The organism is Pseudomonas sp. FH1 (assembly GCF_000510895.2).
Classification (GTDB): Bacteria; Pseudomonadota; Gammaproteobacteria; order Pseudomonadales; family Pseudomonadaceae; genus Aquipseudomonas; species Aquipseudomonas azotoformans_A.
The window spans coordinates 61,599-87,900 of sequence record NZ_AOHM01000021.1; the positions used below are offsets into that span (position 1 = coordinate 61,599).

Sequence of the window (26,302 nt, forward strand, 5' to 3'; positions counted from 1 at the left end):
AGCCCAACGGGAGCAAGCTCCCTCGCCACAGGGTTGGCAATTGCCCACAAAAAAGCCCCGAACCAGTCGGGGCTTTTTCATGCAATCAAGCTACAGGTCTTACTGACCCTGCCAGCGTTTCAGCACCAGGGTAGCGTTAGTGCCACCAAAGCCGAAGCTGTTGCTCATCACGGTGTCGATTTTCGCATTCTCAACGGTCTTGGTCAGGATCGGCATGTCAGCCACCACCGGATCAATCTCGTCGATGTTGGCCGAGCCGGCCATGAAGTTGCCTTCCATCATCAGCAGGCAGTAGATCGCTTCATGCACGCCAGCGGCGCCCAGGGAGTGACCGGACAGGCTCTTGGTAGAGCTGATCGCCGGAGCCTTGTCGCCGAATACCGCACGCACGCCTTCCATTTCCTTGGCGTCGCCGACCGGAGTCGAGGTGCCGTGGGTGTTCAGGTAGTCGATTGGGGTATCTACCGTGGACATGGCCATCTGCATGCAACGGATGGCGCCTTCACCGCTTGGGGCAACCATGTCGTAGCCGTCGGAAGTGGCACCGTAGCCGACGATTTCCGCGTAGATCTTGGCACCACGGGCCAGGGCGTGTTCCAGCTCTTCGACCACCACCATGCCGCCACCGCCGGCGATGACGAAACCGTCACGCTTGGCGTCGTAGGCGCGGGAGGCCTTTTCCGGGGTTTCGTTGTACTGGGTGGACAGTGCGCCCATGGCGTCGAACAGGAACGATTGGCTCCAATGCTCTTCTTCACCGCCGCCGGCGAACACGATGTCCTGCTTGCCCAGCTGGATCTGCTCAACCGCAGTACCGATGCAGTGAGCACTGGTGGCGCAGGCAGAGGAGATCGAGTAGTTCACGCCCTTGATCTGGAACGGCGTGGCCAGGCAGGCGGAAACGGTGCTGCCCATGGTCCGCGTGACACGGTACGGGCCAACGCGCTTCACGCCTTTTTCGCGCAGGATGTCCAGCGCTTCCATCTGGTTCAGGGTCGATGCGCCGCCGGAGCCGGCGATCAGGCCGGTGCGTACGTTCGAGACCTGGTCTTCGCTCAGGCCGGAGTCGGCGATTGCGTCTTTCATGGCCAGGTAGGCGTAGGCGGCAGCGTGGCCGACGAAGCGATAGATCTTGCGATCGATCAGTTCTTCGAGGGGCAGGTCGATGGAGCCGGAAACCTGGCTACGCAGACCCATTTCGGCATATTCCGGGTTGAAGCGGATGCCAGGGCGACTTGCACGCAGGTTAGCGGTGACGGTCTCTTTGTCATTGCCCAGGCAAGAAACAATGCCCAGACCAGTGATAACGACGCGGCGCATGCGGATAACCCTTAAAAGTTGTCAGTGGATGTGAATACGCCGACCCGAAGGCCTTCGGCAGTATAGATCTCGCGACCGTCGACGCTCACCGAACCATCGGCGATGGCCAGGTTCAGCTTGCCCTTGAGGACGCGCTTGATTTGAATGTTGTAGGTGACTTTCTTGGCGGTCGGCAGGACCTGGCCAAAGAACTTCACTTCGCCCGAACCCAGGGCGCGACCGCGGCCCGGCAAGCCTTGCCAGCCGAGGAAGAAACCGACCAGCTGCCACATGGCGTCAAGGCCCAGGCAGCCTGGCATTACGGGATCGCCTTCGAAATGGCAGGCAAAGAACCACAGGTCCGGGGTGATATCCAGCTCGGCGACCAATTCACCTTTGCCGTACTTGCCACCCTCTTCGCTGATATGGGTGATGCGATCCACCATCAGCATGTTCGGGGCGGGCAGTTGCGCGTTACCTGGGCCGAACAGCTCACCGCGACTGCAGCGCAGCAGGTCTTCCCGAGTAAAGGCGTTTTGTTTGGTCATGCGAGCTCCTCAATAATCCCATGCGGCAGGGTAGGGTAAATCTTCCCGAACCGAATGAAGCGTTCATGCCTCATGTCGGCAGCCTACACATAGACTATTGCGTTGTAGTGAAAGTCACAGCGGCAAGGCACTGAATGTACACTTGTTCACTGAAATTTTAAACCGGGCCTGTTTATCGGCCCGTTCGGGTGCCTAAGACTGCCGCACTTTCGCCTTTCACGCCAGTCGGAGTTGGCTGATGGCGCGGCGCTATTGCACCCAACGCTGTAGGATTTGCTGCAAATCCGTGCGTTTGAACGGCTTGGCCAGGTAATCGTTCATTCCCGCTGCCAGGCAGGCTTCACGGTCGCCCTGCAAGGCGTTGGCGGTCAGGGCGATGATCGGTAAGTCGGCGCAGCCCGGCAACTGACGAATCTGCCGGGTGGCTTCGTAGCCGTCGATCAACGGCAGCCGGCAATCCATCAGGATGGCGGTGAAAATCAGGCTCTCGGCGCTGCGGATCGCTTCGGCGCCGTCGGTGGCCAAGCTCACTTCAAACCCCAGGCTGCGCAGCATGGCTTCGACCACGGTGCGGTTGACCGGGTTGTCTTCCACCAGCAGCACATGGCGACCATCGCCCGCGCTGGCTTTGCCGTCGGCGTCGCTGGCAATCGCCGGCACACTGTGCTGGTCGATGGCCAGGGGAATTTCCAGGGTGAACACCGAACCGCGGCCTTCCTCGCTCTGGGCGCGCAGGGTGCCGCCCATGCGTTCGGCCAAGGTACGGGCGATGGGCAGGCCCAGGCCGGTGCCGCCGTAACGTCTTGAAATGGAACTGTCGGCCTGCTGGAACGCGTCGAACATCGCCTCCAGGCGTTCGGCGGAAATGCCGATGCCACTGTCGCGCACGGTGCAGGTGAACCACACCAGTTCATGGTCGAGGGTCTGCCAATGGGGCTCGACGCTGACGCTGCCGTGCTCGGTGAACTTCAAGGCGTTGCCGATCAGGTTCACCAGGATCTGGCGGATCCGCGTCGGGTCACCCTGCACGTGCAAGGCGTCCATCCCCAGCGGGATCGCCAGTTGCAGCGCCAGTCCACGTTGCTGGGCGCTGTGCTGGAAGGCCTGGGCGCAACTGTTGATCAGGTCCGCCAGGTTGAACGGAATATGCTCCAGCTCCAGGGCGGCGCGTTCGATCCGTGAGAAGTCGAGGATATCGTTGATGACCTTGAGCAAATGCTCGGTGGACTCCGACGCCAGCGCCGCGTATTCAGTCTGCTCCTCGGTCATCTCGGTGGTTTCCAGCAACTGCAACATACCCAGCACGCCGTTCATGGGGGTACGCAGTTCATGGCTCATCATGGCCAGGAAGTCTGACTTGGCGTTGTTGGCGCGCTCGGCCTCTTCGCGGGTCTGGATCAACTGGGCCATGGCCTGTTGCTGTTCGCGACTGGCCTGGTTGAGGCCCTCGGCAAGGTTGTTGATATGCCGCGACAGGTCGCCCAGCTCCGAGTCATCCACAATCGGCAGCGGCGTCTGGTAGTCGCCTTGCTGGATCGCCTTCACCGCATGGCCCATGGCGCTGATCGGCTGCGACAGGCTGGCGGCCAGGCGCCGTGCGAGCAGGAAGGTAAACAGCAGGGCGAACAGCGCGAGGATACCGGCCTTGAACAGGATCTCCTGCTGGCGCTGGCTGAACGCATCGTTGGACATGCCGACGATCACCCGGCCCAGGTAGTCCGCGCGCGGGGCCTTGGGTTCGTTGAGGTTGTCCTGGAAAAAATCATTGCCCAGCTGGATATGTTGCAGGCGGATCGGCGCCTGGAACACTTTCACCGACAGCGAACGGTCGTGCTTCTCCGACGGTTGCTCGACATACACCAGAATGTTCTCGCTGCTGTCCTGGATCTCCAGGAAACGCACATGGGGTGTGGCCAGCGTGGCGCGCAACAGGCTGTCGAGCACGTCATTGTTGCCGGATATCACCCCGTACTCAGTGGCGGGCGCCAGTTGGTTGGCGATCAGTTGGCCGGTGTGGTCCAGTTCCTGGCGCAAATCCTGGATACGCACGAAGGTGAAGAAGCTGATCAACAGCAACGTCAGCAACAGCGCCGGGCCCAGGGTGATGAGCTGGGTTCGCGTGTTGATGTCCCAACGACGACGCAAGGTCATGGGCGTTTTTCTCCTTCGGCCAATCGGGCGCCGACACTGGCTTCATCCACCTGTTCGATCCCCAGTGAGCGCGCGACTTGCGGGTTGCCCACGACTTTGAAGCGTTCCGGGTACAGCGAGCGCGGCCAGTTGGCCGGCGAGTGGTCGAGCAGGCGGTCGAGCACGGCCAACCAGTCGGCCTGGTCGCTGTAGGTGCTGGCCAGGCTGCCGGCCCGCACGAAGCCCGCGTTCGGGCCTATCAGCGGCAATTGCTGGGCGTAACTGCTCAGCAACAGGTTCTTCGCGGTTTTCGGGTTGTACAGCTGCGGGTCGTCGAGGCCGAGCAGCACGTCACTGTTGCGGAACAGGGTCTGCAGCGGCCGACTGTCATTAATGTTGTCCCACAGCTGCGGCACGATCTCCAGGCCCAGCGGCGCGGCATGCTGGCGCAGTTCGGGCAGCAGGAACTCACTGTCGGCGCCATAGAGCACGCCGATGCGTCGCGCCTGCGGCAGGATGCCCGCGATCAGGCGCAGTTGGCGATCCAGCGGCGGGTCGCTCCACAGCAGGCTGATGCGGGGGTGCGGCATGCTGCCCAGGCGCTGATGGGCTTGCAGGCGGCTGATGCGCAGCACCAGGGTCGGTGGGCCCTGAGGCTCTTGCAGGCGCCAGTCGAGGCCTGGCAGGTCCAGCAAAATCAGACGGGTGTTGGCCGGCAGTCGACCGGGTGCCGGCAAGTCTTTGAGGGCGGTGAAGGTGACACGGTCTTCAGGGCGTTGCTGGGTCAGGGCCTGGGCAAAGGCTTGCACACCGGCGCCGTCTTCGGCGGCGGTCAGCAGGATGTCGGCGCTCCACGCCGGCGCCGCCAACAGCAGGCACGCGAGCAGCACGGCACGCCGCCAGAGCCGAGTGATCAACACGCCAGTCATCCGTGACGAGTCGCCCATGTCAGAACTCTAACTCGGCGCTGAAGTAGAGCACGTGGCGATGGTCATAATTGTTGTCGGCCCAGGTGGTGGGCTGGTTGTCGAGGCGTTCTTGCAACATGCCGGCCAGCTCCACGTTGGCTTTGCCCAGGGCAATGCGCTTGGCCACCCGCAGGTCGACCCGTTCGAAGCGATATTGGTTGAGTGCGTCATCGCCATAGTAGAACAGCGCGCTGGACCAACCCTGGCCCCACTCACGCAACCAGCCGGCGGAGCCACTGTTGCGCGCGGTCTGTGCTTTGTCCAGCGGGTTGCTGCTGCTGGCATCGACGTAAGCATAGGTGAGCCGCAGACGATCGGCGTTGCTCACGCGCCAGTCGAACTGCGACTCGGCGCCGGTGAACCGTGAGCTGTTGGCGTTGCTGGCAATGTACTGGTTATTGCGCAGCGGCGAGCTGATCATGTCGGTGATCTCGTCGTAGAACAGTTTCACGTCCATGTTCAGCCCGATGTCGGCAAAGAAGCCGTTGTACCCCAGTTCCCGTGACTTCATCATCTCTTTATCGAGGTTACCCGGCCCCCGGGTTTTTACGAAGTATTGCCCGGTGGTCTGTCCGTAGGCCGGGGAGCTGAGGTTGGTGACGCGATAACTCCAGTTGACGTTGTTCTCGAACATGTCCGGCGAGCGGATTGCCTCGGAGTACACCGCGCGCAGGCCGTGGCGCGGGTTGATCAGGTAGTTGACCGCCACCCGTGGCGTCAGCGAGTTGCCGCTCAGGTGGGTGTCTTCATACATGGCGCCGCCTTGCAGCAGCCAATGCTCGCTGGCGCGCCATTCCAACTGGCCGAACAGGCGCCAGGTGGTGTCGTCCAAGGTGCCGTTGAAGTAGGTGTCGGAGTCAGCACGGTCATAGCGATAATTCATACCGCTGACCAGGCGCAGGCTGTCGGACAGGCTGAGGGTGTCTTGAATCTCCAGGTCGTAGCGGCTTTCGCGGGTGCTCTGGTCGATGTCGCCGCAGACGCTTTGGCTGGCACCGTCGCGCCATTGTTGCAGCACCTGGTTGGCCAACGCCTGTTCGGCGGCGCTGCCCGGTGGTGCGCTGCCTTGGCTGTAGGTGTCCATGTGCCGGGCCAGCAGTTCGGCGTAGTTGGGGTTCATCTGCCACAACTGGGTCAGCTCGGGGCTGAACGAGACCTTGGCGTCACAGGCTTTCCAGACTTGCTGGCGGTCCCACTGCTGGGCCGAGCCCTGGATATACAGGCTGTGCTCAGGGTTGAAGTCGAAATTCCAGCGCAGGGAGCCGGCGTAATCCTTGGCGGTGACGTCGGAGTTGTTACCGCCTTCTGTAATTCCGGCAAAGACAGGGCTGTAGGTATACGGCCGCTGGTTGGTGCCTTCCTTTGCGTCCAGTTGTACGTCGATGCTTTGCTGCGTGTTCAGCGTCTGGCTGATCGCCAGGCTGAAGCGGCTGAGGCGGCGACTGTCGCGGCGGTCGGCGCCAGACGCATCGCTGTCGAAGCCGTCGTCTTGCTGCCCGGACAGGGACAGGCGCAAGTCGCCGGTTTCCCAGCCCGCGCCCTGGCTGGCATAAAAGTCGTTGATACCGCGTTCGCCACGCACCACTTTTACCCGCGTACCGTGGCTGTTGGCCGGCGAGCGCGTAAGAATGTTCACCACCGCCATCAAGGCATTGGCGCCGTAGCTGACGGTATTGGGGCCACGGAACACTTCAATGCGCTCGATATCTTCCATGGCCACCGGAATGTCGCTCCAGTCCACGGTGGCCAGGCCCGCGCGGTAGACCGAGCGGCCGTCGATCAACACCTGCATGCGCCGCGCGTCGCTGGCGCTGGTACCGTGGTAGTTCACCGCCGCCTGGTTGCCGGTGGTGTAACCGACCATCATCCCTGGCACCAGGCGCAGCAACTCACTGATGTCCCGCGCGCCGCTGGCCTTGATCAACTCGCTGTCGATCACGGTCATGCTGCCCGGTACAGCGGCGGCCGACTGCTTGAGGCGCGTGGCCGTCAATACCTGGGGCAGCGGCTGGCTGTCGAGGAACAGGTCGTCGGCCAGCGTCGGTGCGCTGCACAACAACATCAACCAGAGGGATGAGCGAGGAGGAGGGCCCAAATACACGGCACGGCCTTGATAATTGCGGATAGCCGCCCATGTTAACTGAGGTGGGGCCTTTTGCCAGTCGTCGGACTTGCAATTGCTTCATGAAAATGTGGCATTTTCCGACAAACGCACGAATTGATGCGGGGGCTGGCCGCCAGCGGGTCGGCCCGTATAATGCCGCCATCGCCACTGGTATGGATTAACGGATTGCATATGACTGAACAGCGCCCTATTGCGGTCCTGGGAGGCGGAAGTTTTGGTACCGCCGTGGCAAACCTGCTGGCCGAGAACGGCCACGCTGTGCGCCAGTGGATGCGCGATCCCGAACAGGCCGAGGCCATTCGGGTGCACCGGGAAAATCCGCGTTACCTCAAAGGCATCAAGATTCATCCGGCGGTCGAGCCGGTCACCGACCTGCTGGAAACCCTCACAGCGTGCGACCTGTGCTTCGTCGCGCTACCCTCCAGCGCCTTGCGCTCGGTGCTGGCGCCCCACGCTGAGCGTCTGGCCGGCAAGCTGCTGGTCAGCCTGACCAAGGGCATCGAGGCGCAGACCTTCAAGCTGATGAGCGAAATCCTCGAAGAAATCGCTCCCCAGGCGCGCATTGGCGTGCTGTCCGGGCCGAACCTGGCACGGGAAGTGGCCGAACACGCGCTGACCGCCACGGTGGTCGCCAGTGAAGATGAGGAACTCTGCGAACGTGTCCAGGCCGTATTGCATGGCCGCACGTTCCGCGTCTATGCCAGCAGCGACCGTTTTGGCGTCGAGCTCGGCGGTGCGCTGAAAAACGTCTACGCGATCATCGCTGGCATGGCCGTCGCGCTGGGCATGGGCGAAAACACCAAGAGCATGCTGATCACCCGCGCCCTGGCCGAGATGACCCGCTTTGCGGTGAACCAGGGCGCCAACCCGATGACCTTCCTGGGGCTGGCGGGCGTGGGCGACTTGATCGTCACCTGCTCCTCGCCGAAAAGCCGCAATTACCAGGTCGGGTTTGCCCTCGGCCAGGGCCTGAGCCTGGAAGACGCAGTGACCCGCCTGGGCGAAGTGGCCGAAGGGGTCAATACCCTCAAGGTGCTCAAGGCCAAGGCCCAGGAAGTCGGCGTGTATATGCCGCTGGTCGCCGGGTTGCACGCGATCCTGTTTGAAGGGCGCACCTTGAGCCAGGTCATCGAGTTGCTGATGCGTGCCGAGCCCAAGACCGATGTCGACTTTATTTCCACCAGTGGTTTCAACTGAGGAACGCGTCATGAACGATCCGAAAGCAGCCCCCAAGTACGAATCCATTGCCCTGCGCATCCTGTGGATGCTGGTGTTTGCCCTGGTGTGGCAAGTGGCGCAGTTCCTGCTCGGCGCGCTGGTGGTGGTGCAGCTGATCTACCGTCTGATCTACAGCGCCCCGAACCTGGGCCTGATGAACTTTGGTGACAGCCTCAGCCAGTTCCTGGCGCAGATCGGCCGTTTCGGCAGCTTCCACACCGAGCAGAAACCGTGGCCGTTCGCCGACTGGCCGACCCCGCGCGCACCCGAGGGCGAAGCCGCCCACAGCGTGCCGCCAGCGCCGCACCCGGTGCGTGATGAAGAGCCGAAACTGTGAAGCTGTGGATCCTGCGCCACGGGGAGGCCGAAGGGCACGCGCGCACCGATGCCGAACGCAACCTCACCGAGCATGGCCGTGGCGAGGTGTTGCGCAGTGCTGCGCACCTGATCGGTCAGCCCCTCAGCGCGATCATCGCCAGCCCCTATGTGCGGGCGCAGCAGACCGCACACCTGGTGCGTGAAGCGCTGGGCTTCGAGCCGGAGATCCGCACCGTGCCGTGGCTGACCCCCGAGGGCAACCCGTTGCAGGTGCTGGAACAGCTCGACACCGATGACAATGTGTTGCTGGTCAGCCACCAGCCGTTGGTGGGCAGCCTGATCAGCTTTCTGCAGCACGGTCACCAGCGCCAGCCGGAGCCGATGCACACCGCCAGCCTGGCGGAACTGGAAGGGGATTTCCCGCTGGCGGGGCTGATGAGCCTGGTCAGCGTGAAGAATCCGTAGGCTTTATCGCGGCTTTGTGTGTGCTATATAGTCAACCAAGCAAGTGCTTGGTTGGCTATCGTCGGACCACAAAGGAGCGCGTCCCATGCCCGTCGCTTTTCGTTTGCCGTTGCAGGTCTTCTTCGAACGTGAAGCGCGACATCCGCGCCAAACCTTTCTGGTGCAGCCGGTGGGGGGTGGCCAGGTGCAAAGCCTCACCTGGGGTGATGTCGGTCACCAGGCGCGCTGTGCCGCGCATTGGTTGCGCGCCCGGGAGCTGCCCCAGGGCTCGCACATCGCGCTGATTTCGAAAAATTGTGCGCACTGGATCATCGCCGACCTGGCGATCTGGATGGCCGGGCATGTCTCGGTGCCGCTGTACCCCAACCTTACCGCCGACTCTGTCGCCCATGTGCTCACTCATTCCGAGGCTGCGCTGGTGTTTATCGGCAAGCTTGACGACTGGCCGGCCATGGCGCCCGGCGTGCCTGCGGATGTGCCGACCATCAGCCTGCCATTGTGCCCAGCGAGCGAGTTCGATTTCAGTTGGGCCGACCTGCAAGCCTGTGCACCGATCCAGGATGACCCGGCGCCGGTCGCCTCGGACCTGGCGACCATCATTTATACCTCCGGCACTACCGGCCTGCCCAAGGGCGTGATGCACAGCTTCGGCGCGCTGGGGTTCGCCGCCACCCGTGGTACGGAGTTATTTGGCTTGGGCGAGGGCGACCGATTGCTGTCTTACCTGCCGCTGTGCCATGTGGCGGAACGGATGTTTGTGGAAATGGCCTCGATCTACACCGGGCAAACGGTATTTTTCGCCGAAAGCCTGGAAACCTTTCTGACAGACCTGCGTAGGGCGCGTCCGACCGCACTGTTTGGCGTGCCGCGCATCTGGACCAAGTTCCAGCTGGGCGTCTACGCCAAAATCCCCGCGAAACGCCTGGACACCTTGCTGTGCCTGCCCTTCATCGGCAAACGCGTGGGCCACAAGGTGCTCGCCGGGCTGGGGCTTGACGCGTTGCGTATCGCGCTTTCGGGAGCGGCGCCTGTGCCTGAGGCGTTGCTGCGCTGGTATCAACGCCTGGGCCTGGATGTGCTTGAGGTGTATGGCATGACCGAAAGTTGCGGCTACTCCCATGTCTGCCGCCCCGACCAGCAGACCCTCGGCTGGATCGGCTTGCCGTGCCCCGGTGTGGAAGTGCACATCGACCCAGCGGGGGAAGTGCAGGTGCGCAGCGGCGCGACCATGCTCGGCTACTTCAAGGACCCGCAGAAAACTGCCGAAACCATCACCGCCGACGGCTTCCTGCGCACGGGCGACAAAGGCGAGCAGGACGCCGAGGGGCGGCTGCGCCTGACCGGGCGACTCAAGGAAATCTTCAAGACCAGCAAAGGCAAATACGTGGCGCCGGCGCCGATTGAAAACCGCCTGGCCGAGCATGCGCGTATCGAGCAGGTGTGCGTGGTGGGCGAGGGACTGATCGCGCCGATAGGCTTGTGCGTGTTATCGGCGGGTGGGGACGGCTTGCCAGCCCTGCGTGCCAGCCTGGAGCGCTGGTTGGAACAGGTCAACCAAGCGCTGGATAAGCATGAACACCTGCGCCAATTGGTGGTGGTCAAAGACAGTTGGGCGGTGGAAAACGGCTTTCTGACGCCGACCTTGAAGATCAAGCGCAACGTGATCGAATCGGTTTACGGCGAATATTTCCAGACATGGAGCGAGCGTTCCGAAACCGTTCTGTGGCAGGATTAGGGCCGTAATAAAACCAATAAGGACAATCCCCATGAGCCTGTGGCGCACCCAACCGAATATCGACCAACTCAACGCGATCCAGAAAAACACCATCGGTGAACTGCTGGACATCCGTTTTGAACGCTTCGACGACGATTCCCTGACCGCGAGCATGGTGGTCGATCATCGCACCCATCAGCCCTACGGTTTGCTGCATGGCGGCGCCTCGGTGGTGTTGGCCGAGAGCGTAGGCTCCATGGCGGCCTATCTGTGTATCGACCCGAGCAAGTTTTATTGCGTGGGCCTGGAGGTCAACGCCAACCATCTGCGCGGTGTGCGCAGCGGGCGCGTGACGGCGGTGGCCAAGGCGATCCATATTGGCCGCACGACCCAGGTCTGGGACATCCGCCTGACCAGCGATGAGGGCAAGGCCAGTTGCGTGTCGCGCCTGACCATGGCCGTGGTGCCGCTGGGCGAGAACCCACCGGCGCGATAGGCGTGGCGTGAGTGTCATCATTCCTGGCAGTTACAGTCATTGCTGTGCCGGCCGGGCATGGTGACAATCAATCTCTGTTTTTGTAGATGGATCCGGTATGTCGCAGCACGTGTTTTTTGCCCACGCCAATGGCTTCCCCTCGGCCACCTACGGCAAGTTGTTCGCCGCCCTGGCCCCGGAATATGCGGTGGCTCACCTGCCGCAGCACGGTCACGACCCCAGGTTTCCGGTGGACGACAACTGGCAGAACCTGGTGGACGAACTGATCCACCACCTGGAACAGCAACCGGAACCGGTGTGGGGCGTGGGCCATTCCCTCGGCGGCGTGTTGCACCTGCACGCGGCCATGCGTTGCCCGCAGTTGTATCGCGGCGTCGTCATGCTGGATTCGCCGGTGCTGACCCGCGCCGACCGTTGGGTGATCCGCGCGGCCAAGCGTTTCGGGTTTATCGACCGCCTGACCCCGGCCGGGCGCACCCTGGGCCGTCGAGAAGAGTTCAGCGACCTGGACGCCGCGCGCAGCTATTTCGCCGGCAAGACCCTGTTCCGTGGCTTTGACCCCGAATGCTTCGACGCTTACCTGCAACACGGCCTGCTGCAAGTGGGTGATCGCCTGCGCCTGCGTTTCGATCCGGCCACCGAAATCAGCATCTACCGTGGCGTGCCCCACACCAGCCCCGGCCAAGTGCGCCAGTTGAAGGTGCCACTGGCGGTGGTGCGCGGCCGGCAGAGCCGGGTGGTGATGCGTCACCACGCCAGCGGCGTCGGGCGCCTGCCCATGGGCGAAATGCTCACCATGCCCGGCGGCCACATGTTCCCCCTTGAGCGCCCGCAGGACACCGCGACCTTGATCAAGAACCTGTTCTCCCGCTGGGAAGCCCGTGAGCGCAGTTGCGCATGAGCACGCCGGTCGAAGAAGTGCGCCTGAGCCTGCCGCATATCGAACTGGCGGCCCATCTGTTCGGGCCCGAGGACGGCTTGCCGGTGATTGCCCTGCATGGCTGGCTGGACAACGCCAACAGCTTTGCGCGGCTGGCGCCGAAACTTCAGGGCCTGCGCATCGTTGCATTGGATATGGCCGGGCATGGGCATTCGGCGCACCGTCCTACCGGGGCCGGATATGCCTTGTGGGATTACGTCTTTGACGTGCTGCAAGTGGCTGAACAACTGGGTTGGAAACGTTTTGCATTACTTGGCCATTCTCTCGGCGCCATCGTGTCCCTGGTGCTGGCCGGTGCGTTGCCGGAGCGCGTGACACACCTGGGATTGATCGACGGTGTGATCCCGCCCACCGCCAGCGGCGAGAACGCCGCCGAGCGACTGGGCATGGCCTTGCAGGCGCAGTTGAACCTGCAAGACAAGCGCAAGCCGGTCTACAACACCCTGGATCGAGCGGTCGAGGCTCGTATGAAAGGCGTGGTGGCGGTCAGCCGCGAAGCCGCCGAACGGCTGGCCCAGCGCGGTTTGATGCCAGTGCCGGGCGGTTACACCTGGCGTACCGACAGCCGTCTGACTCTGGCTTCGCCGGTTCGTCTGACTGAGGAACAGGCGATGGCTTTCGTGCGACGCGTGGGTTGTCCTACCCAGTTGGTGGTCGCTGCTGACGGCATGTTGGCGAAACATTCCGAATTGCTTTCCCAGCTGCCCTTTACGGTCACCACGCTGCCAGGCGGCCATCATTTACACCTGAATGATGAGTCCGGCGCGGTCCTTGTTGCAGACTGTTTCAATCGGTTCTTCTCCGCGCCTTGACTTGGGGCGGTCAACTGCCGAGGCTGGGCGGATTGAAAGGGAGTCAACCATGAACAAACTCAACACCGCTGCGACCTCCGATGGCCAGGGCTCGTTGATCTTATGAGCGTGCGTAACGGATGTATCCGTATCCTGGGCTTGAGCCTTTTGAGCCCACTGGTATTCGCCGCCGACGTACCGGGCAGCCAGGACCTGCCCACCGTGGCCCGCCAGGTCGACTCGCAAATCGTCGACTACCGTCCCGCCGAAGAAAAAGAACGCATCTACCCCATGGGCGCGATCCGCAAGATCAGCGGCCAGTTGCGTTATGAAGGCCAGGCCACCGCCCGTGGCCAAACCACCGCCATCACCTATGAGCTGCCCGCCGAGCACAGCTCCAGCGCCGCGTTCAAGGCGACGCGTGAAGCCTTGCAGGAGAAGGGCGCGCAGTTGTTGTTCTGGTGCCAGGCCCGCGATTGCGGTGAAAGCAGCCTGTGGGCCAATGAAGTGTTCGGCAACGCCAAGCTGGTCGGTGCTGACGGGCAGCAGGAATACCTGCTGCTGCGCCTCGCGGCTCCCCAGGAAAACTCCCTGGTGGCGCTGTACGGCATCACCCGTGGCAACCGCCGCGCTTACCTGCACGTAGAACAGTTGGACGCCAACGCGCCGCTGGCCGACCTGCTACCCACCTCAGCGACCCTGCTGCGGGAATTGAAAAGCACCGGCGAGCTGGATTTTCCCGCATTGGGCGCAGAACCTGACGACACCTGGCTGACCCTGATTTCCCGTGGGCTGAACCTGGATGCCACGTTGCGCGTCAGCCTGACCGGCCCAACCGCCGAAGCCTGGCGCCAGGCGTTGGTCGACAAGGGCGTGCGCGCTGCACGCATGGAAACCGGCACAGGTGACGCCAAAGGCCTGCACCTGCATCTGATACGCTAGGCGTAACAGGGCGAACGGACCCGCGCCGTTCGCCTAAGCTGTCTTCCTACAGTCTTCCTTTCGAGATCCTACATGCTCAATAACGATCGCCTACTGGTGCAAATCCTGCTGCTGGTGCTGTTCGGTGCCAGCTTCTGGGTGATGGCGCCGTTCTGGTCGGCGCTGTTCTGGGGCGCGGTGCTGGCGTTTGCCAGTTGGCCGGTGATGCGCCTGCTGACCCGTTGGCTGGGCGGCCGGGAATCCCTGGCAGCGGGCATTCTGACGCTAGGCTGGATGTTGCTGGTGGCAGTGCCGCTGGTGTGGCTGGGCTTCAACCTGGCGGACCATGTGCGGGATGCCGTGGGCTTGATCAAGGATATTCAGGTCGACGGTTTGCCCGAGGCGCCGACGTGGCTCGGTTCGATCCCGTTCGTGGGCGAACGCCTGGTGGCGATGTGGGACAGCATCGACCAACAGGGCGCAGCCTTGATGGTCAGCATCAAGCCCTATCTGGGGCAGGTGGGTAATTGGTTGCTGGCACGCAGCGCGCAGATCGGCGGCGGCATCCTTGAGCTGACGTTGAGCCTGGTGTTCGTGTTCTTCTTCTACCGGGATGGGCCGCGCCTGGCGGTCTTCGTACACCGCCTGCTGGAACGCTTGATCGGCGATCGCGCCGGCTATTACATCGAACTGGTGGCCGGCACCGTGCAACGGGTGGTCAACGGCGTGATCGGCACCGCCGCTGCCCAAGCGCTGTTGGCGTTGATCGGCTTCTGGATCGCCGGCGTGCCGGGGGCATTGGTGCTGGGTATCGTCACCTTCCTGCTCAGCCTGATTCCCATGGGCCCACCGCTGGTGTGGATCCCGGCCACGGCCTGGCTGGCGTGGAAGGGTGATTACACCTACGCGGTGTTCCTCGGCGTGTGGGGCACCTTCATCATCAGCGGCGTGGACAACGTGCTCAAGCCCTACCTGATCAGCCGTGGCGGCAACCTGCCGCTGGTGATCGTGTTGCTCGGCGTGTTCGGCGGTTTGATTGCGTTTGGGTTCATCGGCCTGTTTATCGGCCCGACCCTGCTGGCGGTGGCCTACAGCCTGCTGATGGATTGGAGTGCGACCCAGGCCCAAGGCCGTCGGGAAGACAAACCGCTTTAAGCCCTGGGCAACCACATCACGGCGGTCAAGCCACCGCCGGGGGTTTCCTCCAGGTGCAGCCGACCGCCGAGGCGTTCGGCGGCTTCCTTGGAAATCGTCATGCCCAGGCCGACCCCGCCGGAGTTGCGATTGCGTGAGCCTTCCAGCCGATAGAACGGCTCGAACACCGCCTCGCGCTTGTCGGCTGCAATGCCAGGGCCGTGATCGATCACGCGGATCACCAGGGCCTCGCGGCTGTCTGCCAACTCAATGCGTGCCGTACCGGCATAGCGCAGGGCATTGTCGATCAGGTTGTTGAGGCACGAACGCAAGGCCATTGGCTGCACCTGCAGCGGCGCGCAGGTACCGGCGAATTGTACGTCGGAGCCTTGGTCCTGGGCGTTTTCGCTCATGGACTCGACCAACGCCTGCACGTCGAGCCAGTGCCGGGTTTCGCTGGTGCGTTGTTCATGCAGGTAGCTCAGGGTGGCGTCGAGCATGCCGATCATATCGTCCAGGTCCTGGCGCATCTGGCCTTGCAGCTTGGTGTCTTCGATCTGTTCCAGGCGCAGCTTGAGGCGCGAGAGCGGCGTGCGCAGGTCATGGGAGACCGCGCCGAGCATGCGCGCGCGTTGGCTGACCTGTTCGCGAATGCGCCGTTGCATCAGGTTGAAGGTCGACGCGGCCTGCCGTGCCTCACGCGGTCCCGACTCGTCGAGGGGTGGGCTGTCGAGGTCCAGGCTCAGGCGCTCGGCGGCTTCGCTCAGGCGCTGGATCGGCCGGCTCAGCAGCTTGGCGCCGTACCAGGCGGCAATGATCAACGAGATGAACTGGAACGTCAGCGGCACCACCGGGCCGCCAAACCACGGACGTTTGTGCTTGGGCAGGAGCTTCATCGTGCCGTCGGGCTGTTCGACAAAGGTTTCCTGGGGCGGCGGCGGGGGCGGGCCGTAATAACGAAACCAGGAGATCGCCAGCACGTGGGCCAGCACGATCGCCACCAGCAACACGCCAAACAGTCGACCGAACAGCGTGTTGAAGGTGTTGCGCATCAACCGATATCCCGCGCATCGAACAGGTAGCCTTCGCCGCGCACGGTCTTGATCAGTTGCGGGGCCTTGGGATCGTCCCCGAGTTTTTGCCGCAGGCGCGACACCAGCAAGTCGATGCTGCGATCAAAGGCTTCAATGGAGCGGCCACGGGCGGCATCCAGCAATTGTTCGCGGCTCAACACCCGGCGCGGACGCTCGATGAACACCCACAGCAGGCGGAATTCCGCGTTGGACAGCGGCACCACCAGGCCATCGTCGGCCACCAACTGGCGTAACACACTGTTGAGGCGCCAGGTGTCGAAGCGGATGTTGGCGCGCTGTTCGGTGCGGTCATCGCGTACACGGCGCAGGATGGTCTGGATCCGCGCTACCAGCTCACGCGGCTCGAACGGCTTGGACATATAGTCGTCAGCGCCCAGCTCCAGGCCGATGATGCGGTCCGTCGGCTCGCAGCGGGCGGTGAGCATCAGGATCGGAATGTCCGACTCTGCGCGCAGCCAGCGGCACAGCGACAGGCCGTCTTCACCGGGCAACATCAGGTCGAGCACCACCACATCGAAGGTTTCAGCCTGCATGGCCTGGCGCATGGCGGTGCCGTCGGTGACGCCAGTGGCCAGGATGCCGAAGCGGGCGAGGTAGTCGATCAGCAGTTCGCGGATCGGCACATCGTCGTCAACGATCAGCGCGCGGGTGTTCCAGCGCTTGTCATCGGCGATCACCGCGCCTTTTTGCTCGTCGTTCAAAGAGACGGAAGGGGTCTGCATAATGCGATCATCTGCCTGGTCGTTGCGGTCAGCATAGGCGTCCAGCCCCATGGCTGGAAGTGCTGGTCGTTGGGTCGTGCGAGCGAGGCTAGCCGTGGGGCGTGTTGGGGGCATGTCGTGAATGTATCAGCTTTGAAATAATTGGAGAAAATGCCCGCCCGATGGCGCTTGGTCAGTATTTACCGATCATCGGATCCCGCAACGGCGCCGCTTGCGCTACAATCCGCGCCGATTTCGACTTGCCTGAGAGCCCATTCCAATGTCCGTCTGCCAGACTCCTATCATCGTCGCCCTGGATTACCCCACTCGTGACGCCGCACTGAAGCTGGCTGACCAGTTGGACCCGAAGCTTTGCCGGGTCAAGGTCGGCAAGGAATTGTTCACCAGTTGCGCGGCGGAAATCGTCGGCACCTTGCGTGATAAAGGCTTCGAGGTGTTCCTCGACCTGAAATTCCACGATATCCCCAACACCACCGCCATGGCGGTCAAGGCCGCCGCCGAAATGGGCGTGTGGATGGTCAACGTGCACTGCTCCGGCGGCCTGCGCATGATGAGTGCTTGCCGTGAGGTGCTTGAACAGCGCAGCGGTCCCAAGCCTTTGTTGATCGGCGTGACCGTGCTTACCAGCATGGAACGTGAAGACCTGGCCGGTATCGGTCTGGATATCGAGCCTCAAGAGCAGGTGCTGCGCCTGGCTGCCCTGGCGCAGAAAGCCGGTCTCGATGGCCTGGTGTGTTCGGCGCTGGAAGCCCAGGCGCTGAAGACTGCGCACCCTTCGTTGCAGTTGGTGACGCCTGGGATTCGTCCGGCGGGCAGCGCACAGGATGACCAGCGGCGTATTCTGACGCCGCGTCAGGCACTGGATGCGGGTTCTGATTACCTGGTGATCGGGCGGCCGATCAGCCAGGCGGCGGATCCGGCCAAGGCGCTGGCGGCAGTGGTTGCCGAGATCGCCTGATTTCAGGTCGAACCTGGTAACAAATGTGGGAGCGGGCAAGCCCGCTCCCACAATTTGATCCACAGTGCGTCAGTTGACCTTCAGCACCAGCTTCCCAAAGTTCTCGCCGTTGAACAGCTTCATCAGCGTCTCCGGGAACGTCTCCAGCCCCTCCACAATATCTTCCTTGCTCTTTAGCTTGCCCTGGGCCATCCAGCCGGCCATTTCCTGGCCAGCAGCGGCAAAGCCTGCGGCGTGATCCATGACTACAAAGCCCTCCATGCGCGCGCGATTGACCAGCAGTGACAAGTAGTTGGCCGGGCCTTTCACGGCTTCCTTGTTGTTGTATTGGCTGATGGCGCCGCAGATGACCACGCGGGCTTTCAGTGCCAGGCGGCTGAGGACGGCGTCGAGAATATCGCCGCCGACGTTATCGAAATACACGTCGACGCCTTTGGGGCACTCGCGCTTGAGGGCAGCGGGCACGTCTTCACTTTTGTAGTCGATGGCGGCGTCGAAGCCCAATTCGTCCACCAGGAACTTGCACTTGTCGGCGCCGCCGGCAATGCCCACCACGCGGCAACCTTTGAGCTTGGCGATCTGCCCGGCAATGCTGCCCACGGCACCGGCTGCGCCGGAGATCACCACGGTTTCGCCGGCCTTGGGCGCACCCGTTTCCAGCAGCGCAAAGTAGGCGGTCATGCCGGTCATGCCCAGGGCGGAGAGGTAGCGCGGCAACGGCGCGAGTTTCGGATCGATCTTGTAGAAACCACGCGGTTCGCCCAGGAAATAATCCTGCACGCCCAGGGCGCCATTGACGTAGTCGCCGACGGCGAACTTCGGGTTGTTCGACGCAATTACTTTGCCCACACCCAGCGCGCGCATGACTTCGCCGATGCCGACCGGCGGAATGTAGGACTTGCCTTCATTCATCCAGCCGCGCATGGCTGGGTCGAGGGACAGGTATTCGTTGCGCACCAGCACCTGGCCATCCTGGGGCGTGCCCACCGGCACTTCCTGATAAGTGAAGGTGTCCCGGGTGGCTGCGCCGACCGGGCGCTTGGCGAGCAGGAATTGGCGGTTGGTCTGGGCGGTCATGGCAGCGACTCTTCTGGAAATGAACCTGAAGTGATAGACCTTGAACGCGCCTGGGGCAAGGTTTACCGAGGGCGCGAATGGCGGTCGATAGGCGTTGCTGATAGTCGCCCTGTGCCTGTTATCACTGCGATCCATGCAGCGCCAACCGGCGGTTTGATAGTGCTGACGCGTGCGACGCGGCGTTGGCTAGACTCGACCCACGGCTATTTTCTCCCACAGGACATCTTCTATGAGCATGACGTTTTCCGGCCAGGTCGCCCTGGTGACTGGCGCCGCTGCCGGTATTGGCCGCGCCACCGCGCTGGCGTTCGCCGCCGAAGGCTTGAAGGTCGTGGTTGCCGACCTGGACGTGGCGGGCGGCGAGGGCACTGTCGCCCTGATCCACCAGGCTGGCGGCGAAGCGCTGTTCGTGCGCTGCAACGTTACGCTGGAGGCGGATGTGCAGCAATTGATGGCCCAGACCATTGCTGCCTACGGTCGCCTGGACTACGCCTTCAATAACGCCGGGATCGAGATCGAAAAGGGCAAGCTGGCCGACGGCAGCCTGGATGAGTTCGACGCGATCATGGGCGTCAACGTCAAGGGCGTGTGGTTGTGCATGAAGCACCAGTTGCCGCTGTTGCTGGCCCAGGGCGGCGGCGCCATTGTTAACACCGCCTCGGTGGCGGGCCTGGGAGCGGCGCCGAAGATGAGCATTTATGCGGCCTCCAAACATGCGGTGATCGGCCTGACCAAATCGGCGGCCATCGAGTATGCGAAGAAGAAAATCCGCGTCAACGCAGTCTGCCCAGCGGTGATCGATACTGATATGTTCCGGCGCGCCTATGAAGCCGACCCACGCAAGGCTGAATTTGCCGCCGCCATGCACCCGGTCGGGCGCATCGGCAAGGTTGAGGAAATCGCCAGTGCGGTGCTTTATCTGTGCAGCGACGGCGCGGCCTTTACCACGGGTCAAGCCTTGGCGGTGGACGGTGGTGCGACCGCTATCTAGGACCTCACGCCGCCCTTCATTCGAAAAGGTTTGGGGGGGCTGTGGGGCGTTTCCATAGCTGGCACCGTGCCTTGTGAGAATGTGTATCAGCAGGTAAATAACTCAATAAAATCAATAATTTAATAAAACTTGGCGAGCGGCCGAAATGTGCTTCTGTGCTTAACTGTTCTGGGTTGAATAACAGACAGTTGAAGTGAGTGGCGCATGGATTTAGGGATCGATCGACAAGCCCTTGTACCGGTGGTGCAGCAAATCATCAGCGCAGTGGCGCAATGGATTCGCACAAGTGGGGTGAGCCCTGGCACACGCTTACCGTCCATTCGACAGGTGGCCCTCGATAACCTGCTCAGCCAATCCAGCGTGATCGAGGCGTTCGAGCGGATGGTCGCCCAGGGTGTGCTGGTTTCCAAGCCGGGCTCGGGTTTCAGCGTGGCTCAGCCACCGGCCTTGCATGAGGGCCAGTGGTACGAAGGCGCCGAGCGGGAATGGGGGGACTTTGTCGATAGTCCACTGGGAGAGCTGAAGCTGGGCTGCGGCCGGTTGCCCGATGCCTGGCGTGAAAGCGATGACATCAGTTATGCGATTCGTGAAGTCACCCGTACCGACACCGCCGGCCTGTTCAACTACAGCACGCCACTGGGGTTGCCGGCGCTGCGCGAGCAACTGCTCAAGCGGCTGAGCCGAATCCACATTGCGGCCCACCAGGACCGTATCCTTACCACGGCGGGTGCGAGCCATGCCCAGGACTTGCTGATACGCACCTTGCTCAAGGCCGGCGACTGCGTGGTGGTCGAGACGCCAGGGTACGGCAACCTCTATAGGCAACTGGCGTTCCACGGTGTGCAACTGCTGCACGTGCCGCGAACCCCCACGGGCCCGGACATTCCGGCGCTGGAAGCACTGCTGCAACGGCACCGGCCCAAGTGCCTGTTCATTAATAGCCTGTATCACAACCCCACCGGCTCCAGCCTGAGCCGCACGGTGGCCGAGCGCTTGCTGGCGCTGGCGCGACGCGACAATTTCCTGATCGTCGAAGAGGATGTCTTCGGTGACTTGCAACATGCCAGTTGCACGCGTCTATCGGCGTTGCCCCATGATGACCGGGTGATCTACGTCGCAAGCTTTTCCAAGACCTTGAGCAGTGCCTTGCGCGTGGGTTACCTGAGTGCCAGCGCCACGATCATCACGCAGTTGGCCAGCCTCAAGACCCTGACCGGTTTCGGCACCTCACGCTTTGCCGAAGCGGTGGTGGCCACGCTGCTGGCGAATGGCACTTATCGCAAATGGGTACAGCGCTTGCGCAAGCGGTTGAATACGCAAATGACGGCTACGCTGCAGGTGCTGGAGGACGAGGAGTGGGAGGTGTTCACCGCGCCTGCCGGCGGCATGTTCGTGTGGGCGCGACCAGGGGCACCGGATTCATCGCGGTTACAGGTATGTGCCCGGCGGCTCGGGGTTTTGTTGTCGCCGGGAGCGCTGTTCAGCCCAACCAGCGAGCCCAGTGAGTGGCTGCGCATCAATGTGGCCTATGCCGATGATCAACGGGCCTTGGCGTTGTTCCGCGCCATGGGGCCCGCCAGATCGACCTCGACCATTCTGAAAACGACGAACGTGTAGCTTTTTGCCATTATTGTGGCGCCAACGACTTGTGTTCAGTGCCTTGTGGTTGCGAATCTCGCCTATGTAAACCGGGCTCGATGGCAACCGCCATTGCAAGAGGATTCAAGTGCAATGATTTCGGCCGTGCAACGACAATTCGCCAACCTTGGTATGGCAAAAAAGCTGGGCTTGGGTTTCACCCTGGTATTGCTGTTGACGGCCTTGGTCGCGGCGATCGGGGTGTGGTCCCTGCAAACCGTTGGCCAGCGTTTCGAAGGCCTCAAGGCCATGTCGTCGCTTAACAGCGGCTTGCTCAAGGTGCGCCTGATCGAGCAGGACTACGCGCTGCACGCCGACCCCAAAGCCGTCGATGCCCTGCATGAAAGCGTTGATGCCTTGGCGGCGCTTGCGGCCAGTCTCAAGGCCCAGTCGGCGGCCAACGTGCCGGTCATGACCGATGTCGAACAGGCCTTGGCCGCCTACCGCAAGGCGTTCGATGAGTTTGTCGAACTGACCCAGACCAAAGACCTGGCGTTGGAAATGGCCAGTTGGTCGGTGTCCAGCGTGGCCAACAACCTTGACGTGTTGCAGGCCGGGCTGGCGGATGACGGTGCCTATGGCTTGAAGGAAAGCCAGGGCAAGGAAGGCGCTGAGTTTATCGAGCAGGCGGGGCAGGTCAGCCAGGTGTCGCGCCTGATGCTGCAGGCCATGAATGAAGCCCATGTACGCCTGAACCAGAGCCGAAAAGTCGATGAGGACAACGGTGAGCAGGGCAAGATCGAGCAAGCCGACCAGGCCCTCGCCCAGGTCGAGCAACTGAAAACTGCGGTCAAGGATTCCGGCTACCAGACCGTGCTCAACGAAGTGGCCGGGCATATCGCCGCATTCAGTGAAAAGCTCGGCGAGTACACCGGCCTGCTAGCCCAGGAAAAGGTGGTCTACAAGCAGCTGCATGATCGGGCGGGTGAGGTCGTCAGTCGGGTCAACCAGGCCTACGACGCCGAAGACCAGTCGATGCAGGCGCAGTTGAAGAAAAGCGCGATGCTGATCATCGGCTCTTCGGCTTTGGCGTTGTTGGTGGGGTTGATTGCGGCGTGGGTGATCACCCGTTTGATCGTCGCGCCGCTGCGCAGTGTGATTGCGGTGGCCCAGCAGATTGCCGCCGGCGATTTGAGTGGGCGCATGGAGGTCAGCCGTCGTGATGAAATAGGCCAGTTGATGCAGGCGATGCAACAGATGGGTAATGGGCTTAGCCAGATGGTCAGCGGCCTGCAAGCCGGTATCGAGCAACTGGCCAGTTCGGCGCATTCATTGTCCAGCGTCACCGAGCAGACCAACGTCGAGGTCAGCAGCCAGAAAGAAGAAACCGAACAGGTTGCCACGGCGATGAACCAGATGACCGCCACCGTGCACGATGTGGCGCGCAACGCCGAAGAGGCGGCGCAAGCCGCACAGACCGCCGATGACAAAGTCGACAGCGGCCAGCAGGTGGTGCGCCAGAGTTTGCAGCGCATTGAATTGCTGGCTGCTTCCAGCACCTCTGCCAGCGCCAGCATCGAGAGCTTGAGCGCGGAAATTCAGCACATCGGCAGCGTGTTGAGTGTGATCAAGAGCGTGGCCGAACAGACCAACCTGCTGGCCCTCAACGCCGCCATCGAGGCCGCCCGTGCCGGCGAGCAGGGCCGTGGTTTTGCGGTGGTGGCCGATGAAGTACGGGCCCTGGCCAAGCGTACCCAGCAATCCACCGAGGAGATCGAGCGACTGGTCAGTACCTTACGCAGCGCGGCCCAGTCCTCGGTGCAGCAGATCCAGCAAAGCGGCGAGTTGGTGAAGCTGGCAGTGAGCGATGCGCTGGAAACCGAAAGTGCGTTGGGCAGCATTGCGGTGGCGGTGTCGCTGATCCAACAGATGAACCAGCAGATTGCCGCGGCGGCCGAGGAGCAAAGCTCGGTGGCTGAAGAGATCAACCGCAGCGTCACCAGCATTCGCGCCAGTGCCGATCAGTCGGCGCTGAGCATGCAGGGCAACGCCGCGTCGAGTATTCAACTGGCGCAGTTGGGCGCGGAACTCAAGGGCATGGTGGGGCACTTCCGCCTGTGATCGCCGCGTGAGTGAGACGACCACAGGGGAGGGCGGGTCAGGCGTTGTTGGCGAGGAAGGTCAGCAGGGCTTCGTTGACGAAGTCCGGGTTTTCCCTGGCGCTGATATGGCCGGCTTCCGGAATCAGGATCAGGCTGCAGCCGATCAGGCCCGCCATTTCCTCGGACTCGGCGGGAGGGCGCGGTTTGTCCTGCTCGCCGCACATCACCAAGGTGGTGTCGGCGTCCAGGCGCGGCAGTTGCTCCAGCACGTCTTCGCGACTGAAGATCAGCCGGCCCAGAGGCACGATGCTCTGCAACAGGCGCTCCTTGGAGTAACTCTGCAATTGTCGGCGGAAATCCTGGTATAGCGCTGATTCGCGGTCGATACCCGGGCGAAAGAAGATCGGCGCGACCACATCCAGCAGCGGCTCGGGGATGGCGCCGGCGTCTTCGATCATCTTGAACAACGAAAAGTAGTACTGGCGCGTGGCCTCGGGCTCGGCGCCCAAGTAGGTGTCCATCAGCACCAGGCTGTTGATTCGCTCGGGGGCCAGCAGCGCCAGGCGTGCGCCCCACATACCGCCGACCGAGAGCCCCACCAGGTTGATCTGGGGGATGTCCAACTGGTCGAGCAGGGCCAGGGCCTGGCGCGCGAGGTCGTCCAGGGAATGGGTTTGCGCGGGCAACGCACCGGATTCACCATGACCCCACAGTTCCGGCACGATGACACGGTATTGTTGCGACAGCGCTTCGATCTGCGGCGCCCACATATCGGCGTCCCACAGGTAGCTTGAACCCAGCAGGACGACCGGGCCGGTGCCTTGGTCAATGTAGTGCAGCGGTTGTCCATCAATGACGGCGACAGGCATAGCGGGCCTCTGACTTCACGGAGTAAGGGGCACTTTTTTACGCTAGTCGGGGGCGGGGGGATAGATGCAAAGTGATGGCATGTGGCGAACCGGGTTCGCCACAGGGGGGGAGGGCCAATCAATCGTAGATGACTTTCTTCTTCCACTCGGCGTCGGTGTCCACCACTTTGAGGCCTTCGGTCAGTTCGTTGACCTCGTCTTCGGCCGGCTTGCTGTTGGTCAGCACCGTGGAGTTGGCACGGGCCAGTTGGGCTTCCAGCTGTTGCAGTTGTGCGCTGTAGATCACCGGTTCCGGCTGTTTGCGCAGGTACTGTACGCCGCGCTCGAACGCCAGGCGTGCCTGGCCCGGCTGGCCTTGTTGCAGGGCGTGCTGGCCGAGGTTGTTGAAGAACTCGATGTGCAGCAACACCAGGATATGGCGGATTTCACGGATCCAGTGCTTGGCCTCGTTGGCCGGCAGGAAACCGTCCTGGGCGGCGCGGGTGACCTGGCCGTGCAGGGCTTCGAGCAGGAAGCGTACGTCCTTGGCCTTGGCTTCGGTCTGGATCGGCGCGGGCGGGTTGTTCACCGGGATCGATTCGCCCTGGGCCACCAGCGTATTCAGCTCGGCGATGCGGGCCTTCAGCGGTGCGCTGCCTTTGTTGAGGTTCAACAGGCGCTGGTTGACGTTGAGTTCCAGGCGAGTCATCAACAGTTTGAGCGCCGGGGTCATCAACTGGCCGGGGAAGGTCTCGGTGATTTCACCGCAGCGACGCAGGCGATCATTAAGCTCGATCTCGGTGCGCTTCTTTTCCAGCTTGTTGTTTTCCACCACGTGGTTCATGTAGCCAATGGCGATCAGTATTACGATCCCGGCTATTACCAGCAGGGTGATCATGAGTGGTGTCACCGGTGTGACCTCTTTATAGGGTTTACAGTGGAGTGTAGTGACTGGGCCATCCGGCGGATAGGACTGATCGACCAGTTGCCCAGGTAGTTTGCTTCTATATAGATAGGCGCTCCCTGCATGGATGCACATTGCCATCATTTGCCGGAGCGAACTATAGCGCCTTGTCGGGCGCCAGAATATAGGCGTCAAAGCCCGGACGCGCACAATTCGCCCGCAGGCCCTGAAAGCAGGTCGAAGTCATTGATTTTAATAAATTTATCCTTGGGGGTTGACGACCTTTCAATCCATCCATAGAATGCGCGCCACTTAACGCGTAAAGCACACAGCGAAACGCGGTTAGGTAGTGAATGTTGTACGTGTGTCCCCTTCGTCTAGTGGCCTAGGACACCGCCCTTTCACGGCGGTAACAGGGGTTCGAGTCCCCTAGGGGACGCCATTTGCGGGAATAGCTCAGTTGGTAGAGCACGACCTTGCCAAGGTCGGGGTCGCGAGTTCGAGTCTCGTTTCCCGCTCCAAGTTTAAGCAGTGTGGCCCTCGGGCGGCACTGAGTGAAACCAGGGCATGATCTTCGGATCTAACCTCTGGACACTGAAATACACACCATGTGTTTCAGTTGTGTGTCCCCTTCGTCTAGTGGCCTAGGACACCGCCCTTTCACGGCGGTAACAGGGGTTCGAGTCCCCTAGGGGACGCCATTTGCGGGAATAGCTCAGTTGGTAGAGCACGACCTTGCCAAGGTCGGGGTCGCGAGTTCGAGTCTCGTTTCCCGCTCCAATTTAAGCAGTGTGGCCTTCGGGCGGCACTGAGTGAAACCAGGGCATGATCTTCGGATCTAACCTCTGGGCACTGAGATACACACTCTGTGTCTCAGTAGCGTGTCCCCTTCGTCTAGTGGCCTAGGACACCGCCCTTTCACGGCGGTAACAGGGGTTCGAGTCCCCTAGGGGACGCCATT

Annotated in this window: 23 protein-coding genes and 5 tRNA genes; 18 read left to right on the forward strand and 10 right to left on the reverse strand. The window is 62.2% G+C overall.

Annotated elements, in window-relative coordinates:
- Nucleotides 1-99: 99 nt before the first annotated feature.
- The 5 genes from fabB to H096_RS08370 all read right to left on the reverse strand — a co-directional run bounded on the left by fabB (nucleotide 100) and on the right by H096_RS08370 (nucleotide 7,046).
- Nucleotides 100-1,320 (reverse strand): beta-ketoacyl-ACP synthase I, encoded by a 1,221-nt coding sequence (gene fabB, locus H096_RS08350; RefSeq protein ID WP_016979549.1) that lies wholly within the window; start codon nucleotides 1,318-1,320, stop codon nucleotides 100-102.
- Nucleotides 1,321-1,331: 11 nt separating this feature from the next.
- Nucleotides 1,332-1,847 carry a 3-hydroxyacyl-[acyl-carrier-protein] dehydratase FabA gene (gene fabA / locus H096_RS08355; RefSeq protein WP_010211704.1) on the reverse strand — a complete coding sequence of 172 codons (516 nt, stop codon included), beginning with the start codon at nucleotides 1,845-1,847 and terminating at the stop codon, nucleotides 1,332-1,334.
- A 249-nt stretch (nucleotides 1,848-2,096) separates the two neighbouring features.
- Nucleotides 2,097-3,998: an ATP-binding protein gene (locus H096_RS08360; RefSeq protein WP_033897642.1), complete on the reverse strand. Its 1,902-nt coding sequence runs from the start codon at nucleotides 3,996-3,998 to the stop codon at nucleotides 2,097-2,099.
- Nucleotides 3,995-4,924 (reverse strand): ABC transporter substrate-binding protein, encoded by a 930-nt coding sequence (locus tag H096_RS08365; RefSeq protein WP_033897643.1) that lies wholly within the window; start codon nucleotides 4,922-4,924, stop codon nucleotides 3,995-3,997. The genes H096_RS08360 and H096_RS08365 overlap by 4 nt, the downstream gene beginning before the upstream one ends.
- 1 nt (nucleotide 4,925) lies before the next feature.
- Nucleotides 4,926-7,046 (reverse strand): TonB-dependent receptor, encoded by a 2,121-nt coding sequence (locus H096_RS08370; protein ID WP_335340603.1) that lies wholly within the window; start codon nucleotides 7,044-7,046, stop codon nucleotides 4,926-4,928.
- A 195-nt stretch (nucleotides 7,047-7,241) separates the two neighbouring features.
- Between H096_RS08370 and H096_RS08375 the strand changes: the two genes are divergently transcribed.
- From H096_RS08375 to H096_RS08415, 9 genes are all read left to right on the forward strand, one after another.
- The gene (locus tag H096_RS08375) at nucleotides 7,242-8,267 is read left to right on the forward strand and encodes an NAD(P)H-dependent glycerol-3-phosphate dehydrogenase (protein WP_033897645.1); all 1,026 of its coding nucleotides are present in this window, start codon (nucleotides 7,242-7,244) and stop codon (nucleotides 8,265-8,267) included.
- Between the two features lie 10 nt (nucleotides 8,268-8,277).
- Nucleotides 8,278-8,625, forward strand: coding sequence for a DUF4389 domain-containing protein (locus tag H096_RS08380; RefSeq protein ID WP_033897646.1), 348 nt, complete (start codon nucleotides 8,278-8,280; stop codon nucleotides 8,623-8,625).
- Nucleotides 8,622-9,071, forward strand: a complete 450-nt coding sequence (gene sixA / locus H096_RS08385) for a phosphohistidine phosphatase SixA (RefSeq protein WP_033897647.1) — start codon at nucleotides 8,622-8,624, stop codon at nucleotides 9,069-9,071. Before H096_RS08380 ends, sixA begins: the two co-directional genes overlap by 4 nt.
- Nucleotides 9,072-9,156: 85 nt before the next feature.
- Complete coding sequence (locus tag H096_RS08390; RefSeq protein ID WP_033897648.1) at nucleotides 9,157-10,806, forward strand: AMP-binding protein; 1,650 nt, start codon at nucleotides 9,157-9,159, stop codon at nucleotides 10,804-10,806.
- A gap of 31 nt (nucleotides 10,807-10,837) precedes the next feature.
- The gene (locus H096_RS08395) at nucleotides 10,838-11,281 is read left to right on the forward strand and encodes a hotdog fold thioesterase (protein WP_033897649.1); all 444 of its coding nucleotides are present in this window, start codon (nucleotides 10,838-10,840) and stop codon (nucleotides 11,279-11,281) included.
- A gap of 97 nt (nucleotides 11,282-11,378) precedes the next feature.
- Nucleotides 11,379-12,182, forward strand: coding sequence for an alpha/beta hydrolase (locus H096_RS08400; protein ID WP_033897650.1), 804 nt, complete (start codon nucleotides 11,379-11,381; stop codon nucleotides 12,180-12,182).
- Entirely contained in the window at nucleotides 12,179-13,033 is an 855-nt protein-coding gene (locus H096_RS08405; RefSeq protein ID WP_033897651.1) for an alpha/beta hydrolase, read from the forward strand. The genes H096_RS08400 and H096_RS08405 overlap by 4 nt, the downstream gene beginning before the upstream one ends.
- A 102-nt stretch (nucleotides 13,034-13,135) precedes the next feature.
- The gene (locus H096_RS08410; protein ID WP_033897652.1) at nucleotides 13,136-13,954 is read left to right on the forward strand and encodes a DUF4892 domain-containing protein; all 819 of its coding nucleotides are present in this window, start codon (nucleotides 13,136-13,138) and stop codon (nucleotides 13,952-13,954) included.
- Between the two features lie 72 nt (nucleotides 13,955-14,026).
- Nucleotides 14,027-15,088, forward strand: coding sequence for an AI-2E family transporter (locus H096_RS08415; RefSeq protein WP_033897653.1), 1,062 nt, complete (start codon nucleotides 14,027-14,029; stop codon nucleotides 15,086-15,088).
- Here H096_RS08415 and H096_RS08420 read toward each other — a convergent pair.
- A complete protein-coding gene (locus tag H096_RS08420; protein WP_033897654.1) occupies nucleotides 15,085-16,119 on the reverse strand; it encodes an ATP-binding protein in 1,035 nt (344 codons plus the stop codon). The two genes, H096_RS08415 and H096_RS08420, sit on opposite strands and share 4 nt — an antisense overlap.
- Nucleotides 16,119-16,883: a response regulator gene (locus H096_RS08425; protein ID WP_033897703.1), complete on the reverse strand. Its 765-nt coding sequence runs from the start codon at nucleotides 16,881-16,883 to the stop codon at nucleotides 16,119-16,121. Before H096_RS08425 ends, H096_RS08420 begins: the two co-directional genes overlap by 1 nt.
- Before the next feature lie 259 nt (nucleotides 16,884-17,142).
- Here H096_RS08425 and pyrF point away from each other — a divergent pair, with 259 nt between their 5' ends.
- Nucleotides 17,143-17,841, forward strand: coding sequence for an orotidine-5'-phosphate decarboxylase (pyrF, locus tag H096_RS08430; protein WP_010211681.1), 699 nt, complete (start codon nucleotides 17,143-17,145; stop codon nucleotides 17,839-17,841).
- A gap of 69 nt (nucleotides 17,842-17,910) precedes the next feature.
- Here pyrF and H096_RS08435 read toward each other — a convergent pair whose 3' ends face one another.
- Entirely contained in the window at nucleotides 17,911-18,918 is a 1,008-nt protein-coding gene (locus tag H096_RS08435; protein WP_033897655.1) for an NADP-dependent oxidoreductase, read from the reverse strand.
- A gap of 229 nt (nucleotides 18,919-19,147) precedes the next feature.
- Here H096_RS08435 and H096_RS08440 point away from each other — a divergent pair, with 229 nt between their 5' ends.
- The 3 genes from H096_RS08440 to H096_RS08450 all read left to right on the forward strand — a co-directional run bounded on the left by H096_RS08440 (nucleotide 19,148) and on the right by H096_RS08450 (nucleotide 23,608).
- Complete coding sequence (locus H096_RS08440) at nucleotides 19,148-19,909, forward strand: SDR family oxidoreductase (RefSeq protein ID WP_033897656.1); 762 nt, start codon at nucleotides 19,148-19,150, stop codon at nucleotides 19,907-19,909.
- 204 nt (nucleotides 19,910-20,113) lie between these two features.
- Nucleotides 20,114-21,526 carry a PLP-dependent aminotransferase family protein gene (locus H096_RS08445; RefSeq protein ID WP_033897657.1) on the forward strand — a complete coding sequence of 471 codons (1,413 nt, stop codon included), beginning with the start codon at nucleotides 20,114-20,116 and terminating at the stop codon, nucleotides 21,524-21,526.
- Nucleotides 21,527-21,640: 114 nt separating this feature from the next.
- Entirely contained in the window at nucleotides 21,641-23,608 is a 1,968-nt protein-coding gene (locus H096_RS08450) for a methyl-accepting chemotaxis protein (protein ID WP_033897658.1), read from the forward strand.
- Nucleotides 23,609-23,645: 37 nt separating this feature from the next.
- Here the strand turns inward: H096_RS08450 and H096_RS08455 are convergent, their stop codons facing one another.
- Nucleotides 23,646-24,458: an alpha/beta fold hydrolase gene (locus tag H096_RS08455; RefSeq protein ID WP_033897659.1), complete on the reverse strand. Its 813-nt coding sequence runs from the start codon at nucleotides 24,456-24,458 to the stop codon at nucleotides 23,646-23,648.
- 118 nt (nucleotides 24,459-24,576) lie between these two features.
- A complete protein-coding gene (locus H096_RS08460; RefSeq protein ID WP_033897660.1) occupies nucleotides 24,577-25,347 on the reverse strand; it encodes a hypothetical protein in 771 nt (256 codons plus the stop codon).
- Nucleotides 25,348-25,707: 360 nt separating this feature from the next.
- On the opposite strand from H096_RS08460, the gene H096_RS08465 reads away from it, so the two are divergent.
- The 5 genes from H096_RS08465 to H096_RS08485 all read left to right on the forward strand — a co-directional run bounded on the left by H096_RS08465 (nucleotide 25,708) and on the right by H096_RS08485 (nucleotide 26,300).
- Nucleotides 25,708-25,783, forward strand: a tRNA-Glu gene (locus tag H096_RS08465).
- A 3-nt stretch (nucleotides 25,784-25,786) separates the two neighbouring features.
- Nucleotides 25,787-25,862: transfer RNA gene (locus tag H096_RS08470), tRNA-Gly, on the forward strand.
- A gap of 104 nt (nucleotides 25,863-25,966) precedes the next feature.
- A tRNA-Glu gene (locus H096_RS08475) sits at nucleotides 25,967-26,042 on the forward strand.
- A gap of 3 nt (nucleotides 26,043-26,045) precedes the next feature.
- Nucleotides 26,046-26,121, forward strand: a tRNA-Gly gene (locus tag H096_RS08480).
- 103 nt (nucleotides 26,122-26,224) lie between these two features.
- Nucleotides 26,225-26,300, forward strand: a tRNA-Glu gene (locus H096_RS08485).
- Nucleotides 26,301-26,302: the final 2 nt, after the last annotated feature.

Bases quoted from the DNA above. Each gene is read 5' to 3' on its own strand.
- H096_RS08365 (WP_033897643.1), bottom strand. From the start codon at position 4,924: ATGGGCGACTCGTCACGGATGACTGGCGTGTTGATCACTCGGCTCTGG.
- H096_RS08445 (WP_033897657.1), top strand. From the start codon at position 20,114: ATGGATTTAGGGATCGATCGACAAGCCCTTGTACCGGTGGTGCAGCAA.
- H096_RS08390 (WP_033897648.1), top strand. From the start codon at position 9,157: ATGCCCGTCGCTTTTCGTTTGCCGTTGCAGGTCTTCTTCGAACGTGAA.
- H096_RS08410 (WP_033897652.1), top strand. From the start codon at position 13,136: ATGAGCGTGCGTAACGGATGTATCCGTATCCTGGGCTTGAGCCTTTTG.
- H096_RS08415 (WP_033897653.1), top strand. From the start codon at position 14,027: ATGCTCAATAACGATCGCCTACTGGTGCAAATCCTGCTGCTGGTGCTG.
- H096_RS08380 (WP_033897646.1), top strand. From the start codon at position 8,278: ATGAACGATCCGAAAGCAGCCCCCAAGTACGAATCCATTGCCCTGCGC.
- H096_RS08405 (WP_033897651.1), top strand. From the start codon at position 12,179: ATGAGCACGCCGGTCGAAGAAGTGCGCCTGAGCCTGCCGCATATCGAA.
- pyrF (WP_010211681.1), top strand. From the start codon at position 17,143: ATGTCCGTCTGCCAGACTCCTATCATCGTCGCCCTGGATTACCCCACT.
- H096_RS08440 (WP_033897656.1), top strand. From the start codon at position 19,148: ATGAGCATGACGTTTTCCGGCCAGGTCGCCCTGGTGACTGGCGCCGCT.
- H096_RS08400 (WP_033897650.1), top strand. From the start codon at position 11,379: ATGTCGCAGCACGTGTTTTTTGCCCACGCCAATGGCTTCCCCTCGGCC.
- fabA (WP_010211704.1), bottom strand. From the start codon at position 1,847: ATGACCAAACAAAACGCCTTTACTCGGGAAGACCTGCTGCGCTGCAGT.
- H096_RS08360 (WP_033897642.1), bottom strand. From the start codon at position 3,998: ATGACCTTGCGTCGTCGTTGGGACATCAACACGCGAACCCAGCTCATC.
- fabB (WP_016979549.1), bottom strand. From the start codon at position 1,320: ATGCGCCGCGTCGTTATCACTGGTCTGGGCATTGTTTCTTGCCTGGGC.
- H096_RS08435 (WP_033897655.1), bottom strand. From the start codon at position 18,918: ATGACCGCCCAGACCAACCGCCAATTCCTGCTCGCCAAGCGCCCGGTC.
- H096_RS08395 (WP_033897649.1), top strand. From the start codon at position 10,838: ATGAGCCTGTGGCGCACCCAACCGAATATCGACCAACTCAACGCGATC.
- H096_RS08455 (WP_033897659.1), bottom strand. From the start codon at position 24,458: ATGCCTGTCGCCGTCATTGATGGACAACCGCTGCACTACATTGACCAA.
- H096_RS08450 (WP_033897658.1), top strand. From the start codon at position 21,641: ATGATTTCGGCCGTGCAACGACAATTCGCCAACCTTGGTATGGCAAAA.
- H096_RS08425 (WP_033897703.1), bottom strand. From the start codon at position 16,883: ATGCAGACCCCTTCCGTCTCTTTGAACGACGAGCAAAAAGGCGCGGTG.
- H096_RS08420 (WP_033897654.1), bottom strand. From the start codon at position 16,119: ATGCGCAACACCTTCAACACGCTGTTCGGTCGACTGTTTGGCGTGTTG.
- H096_RS08375 (WP_033897645.1), top strand. From the start codon at position 7,242: ATGACTGAACAGCGCCCTATTGCGGTCCTGGGAGGCGGAAGTTTTGGT.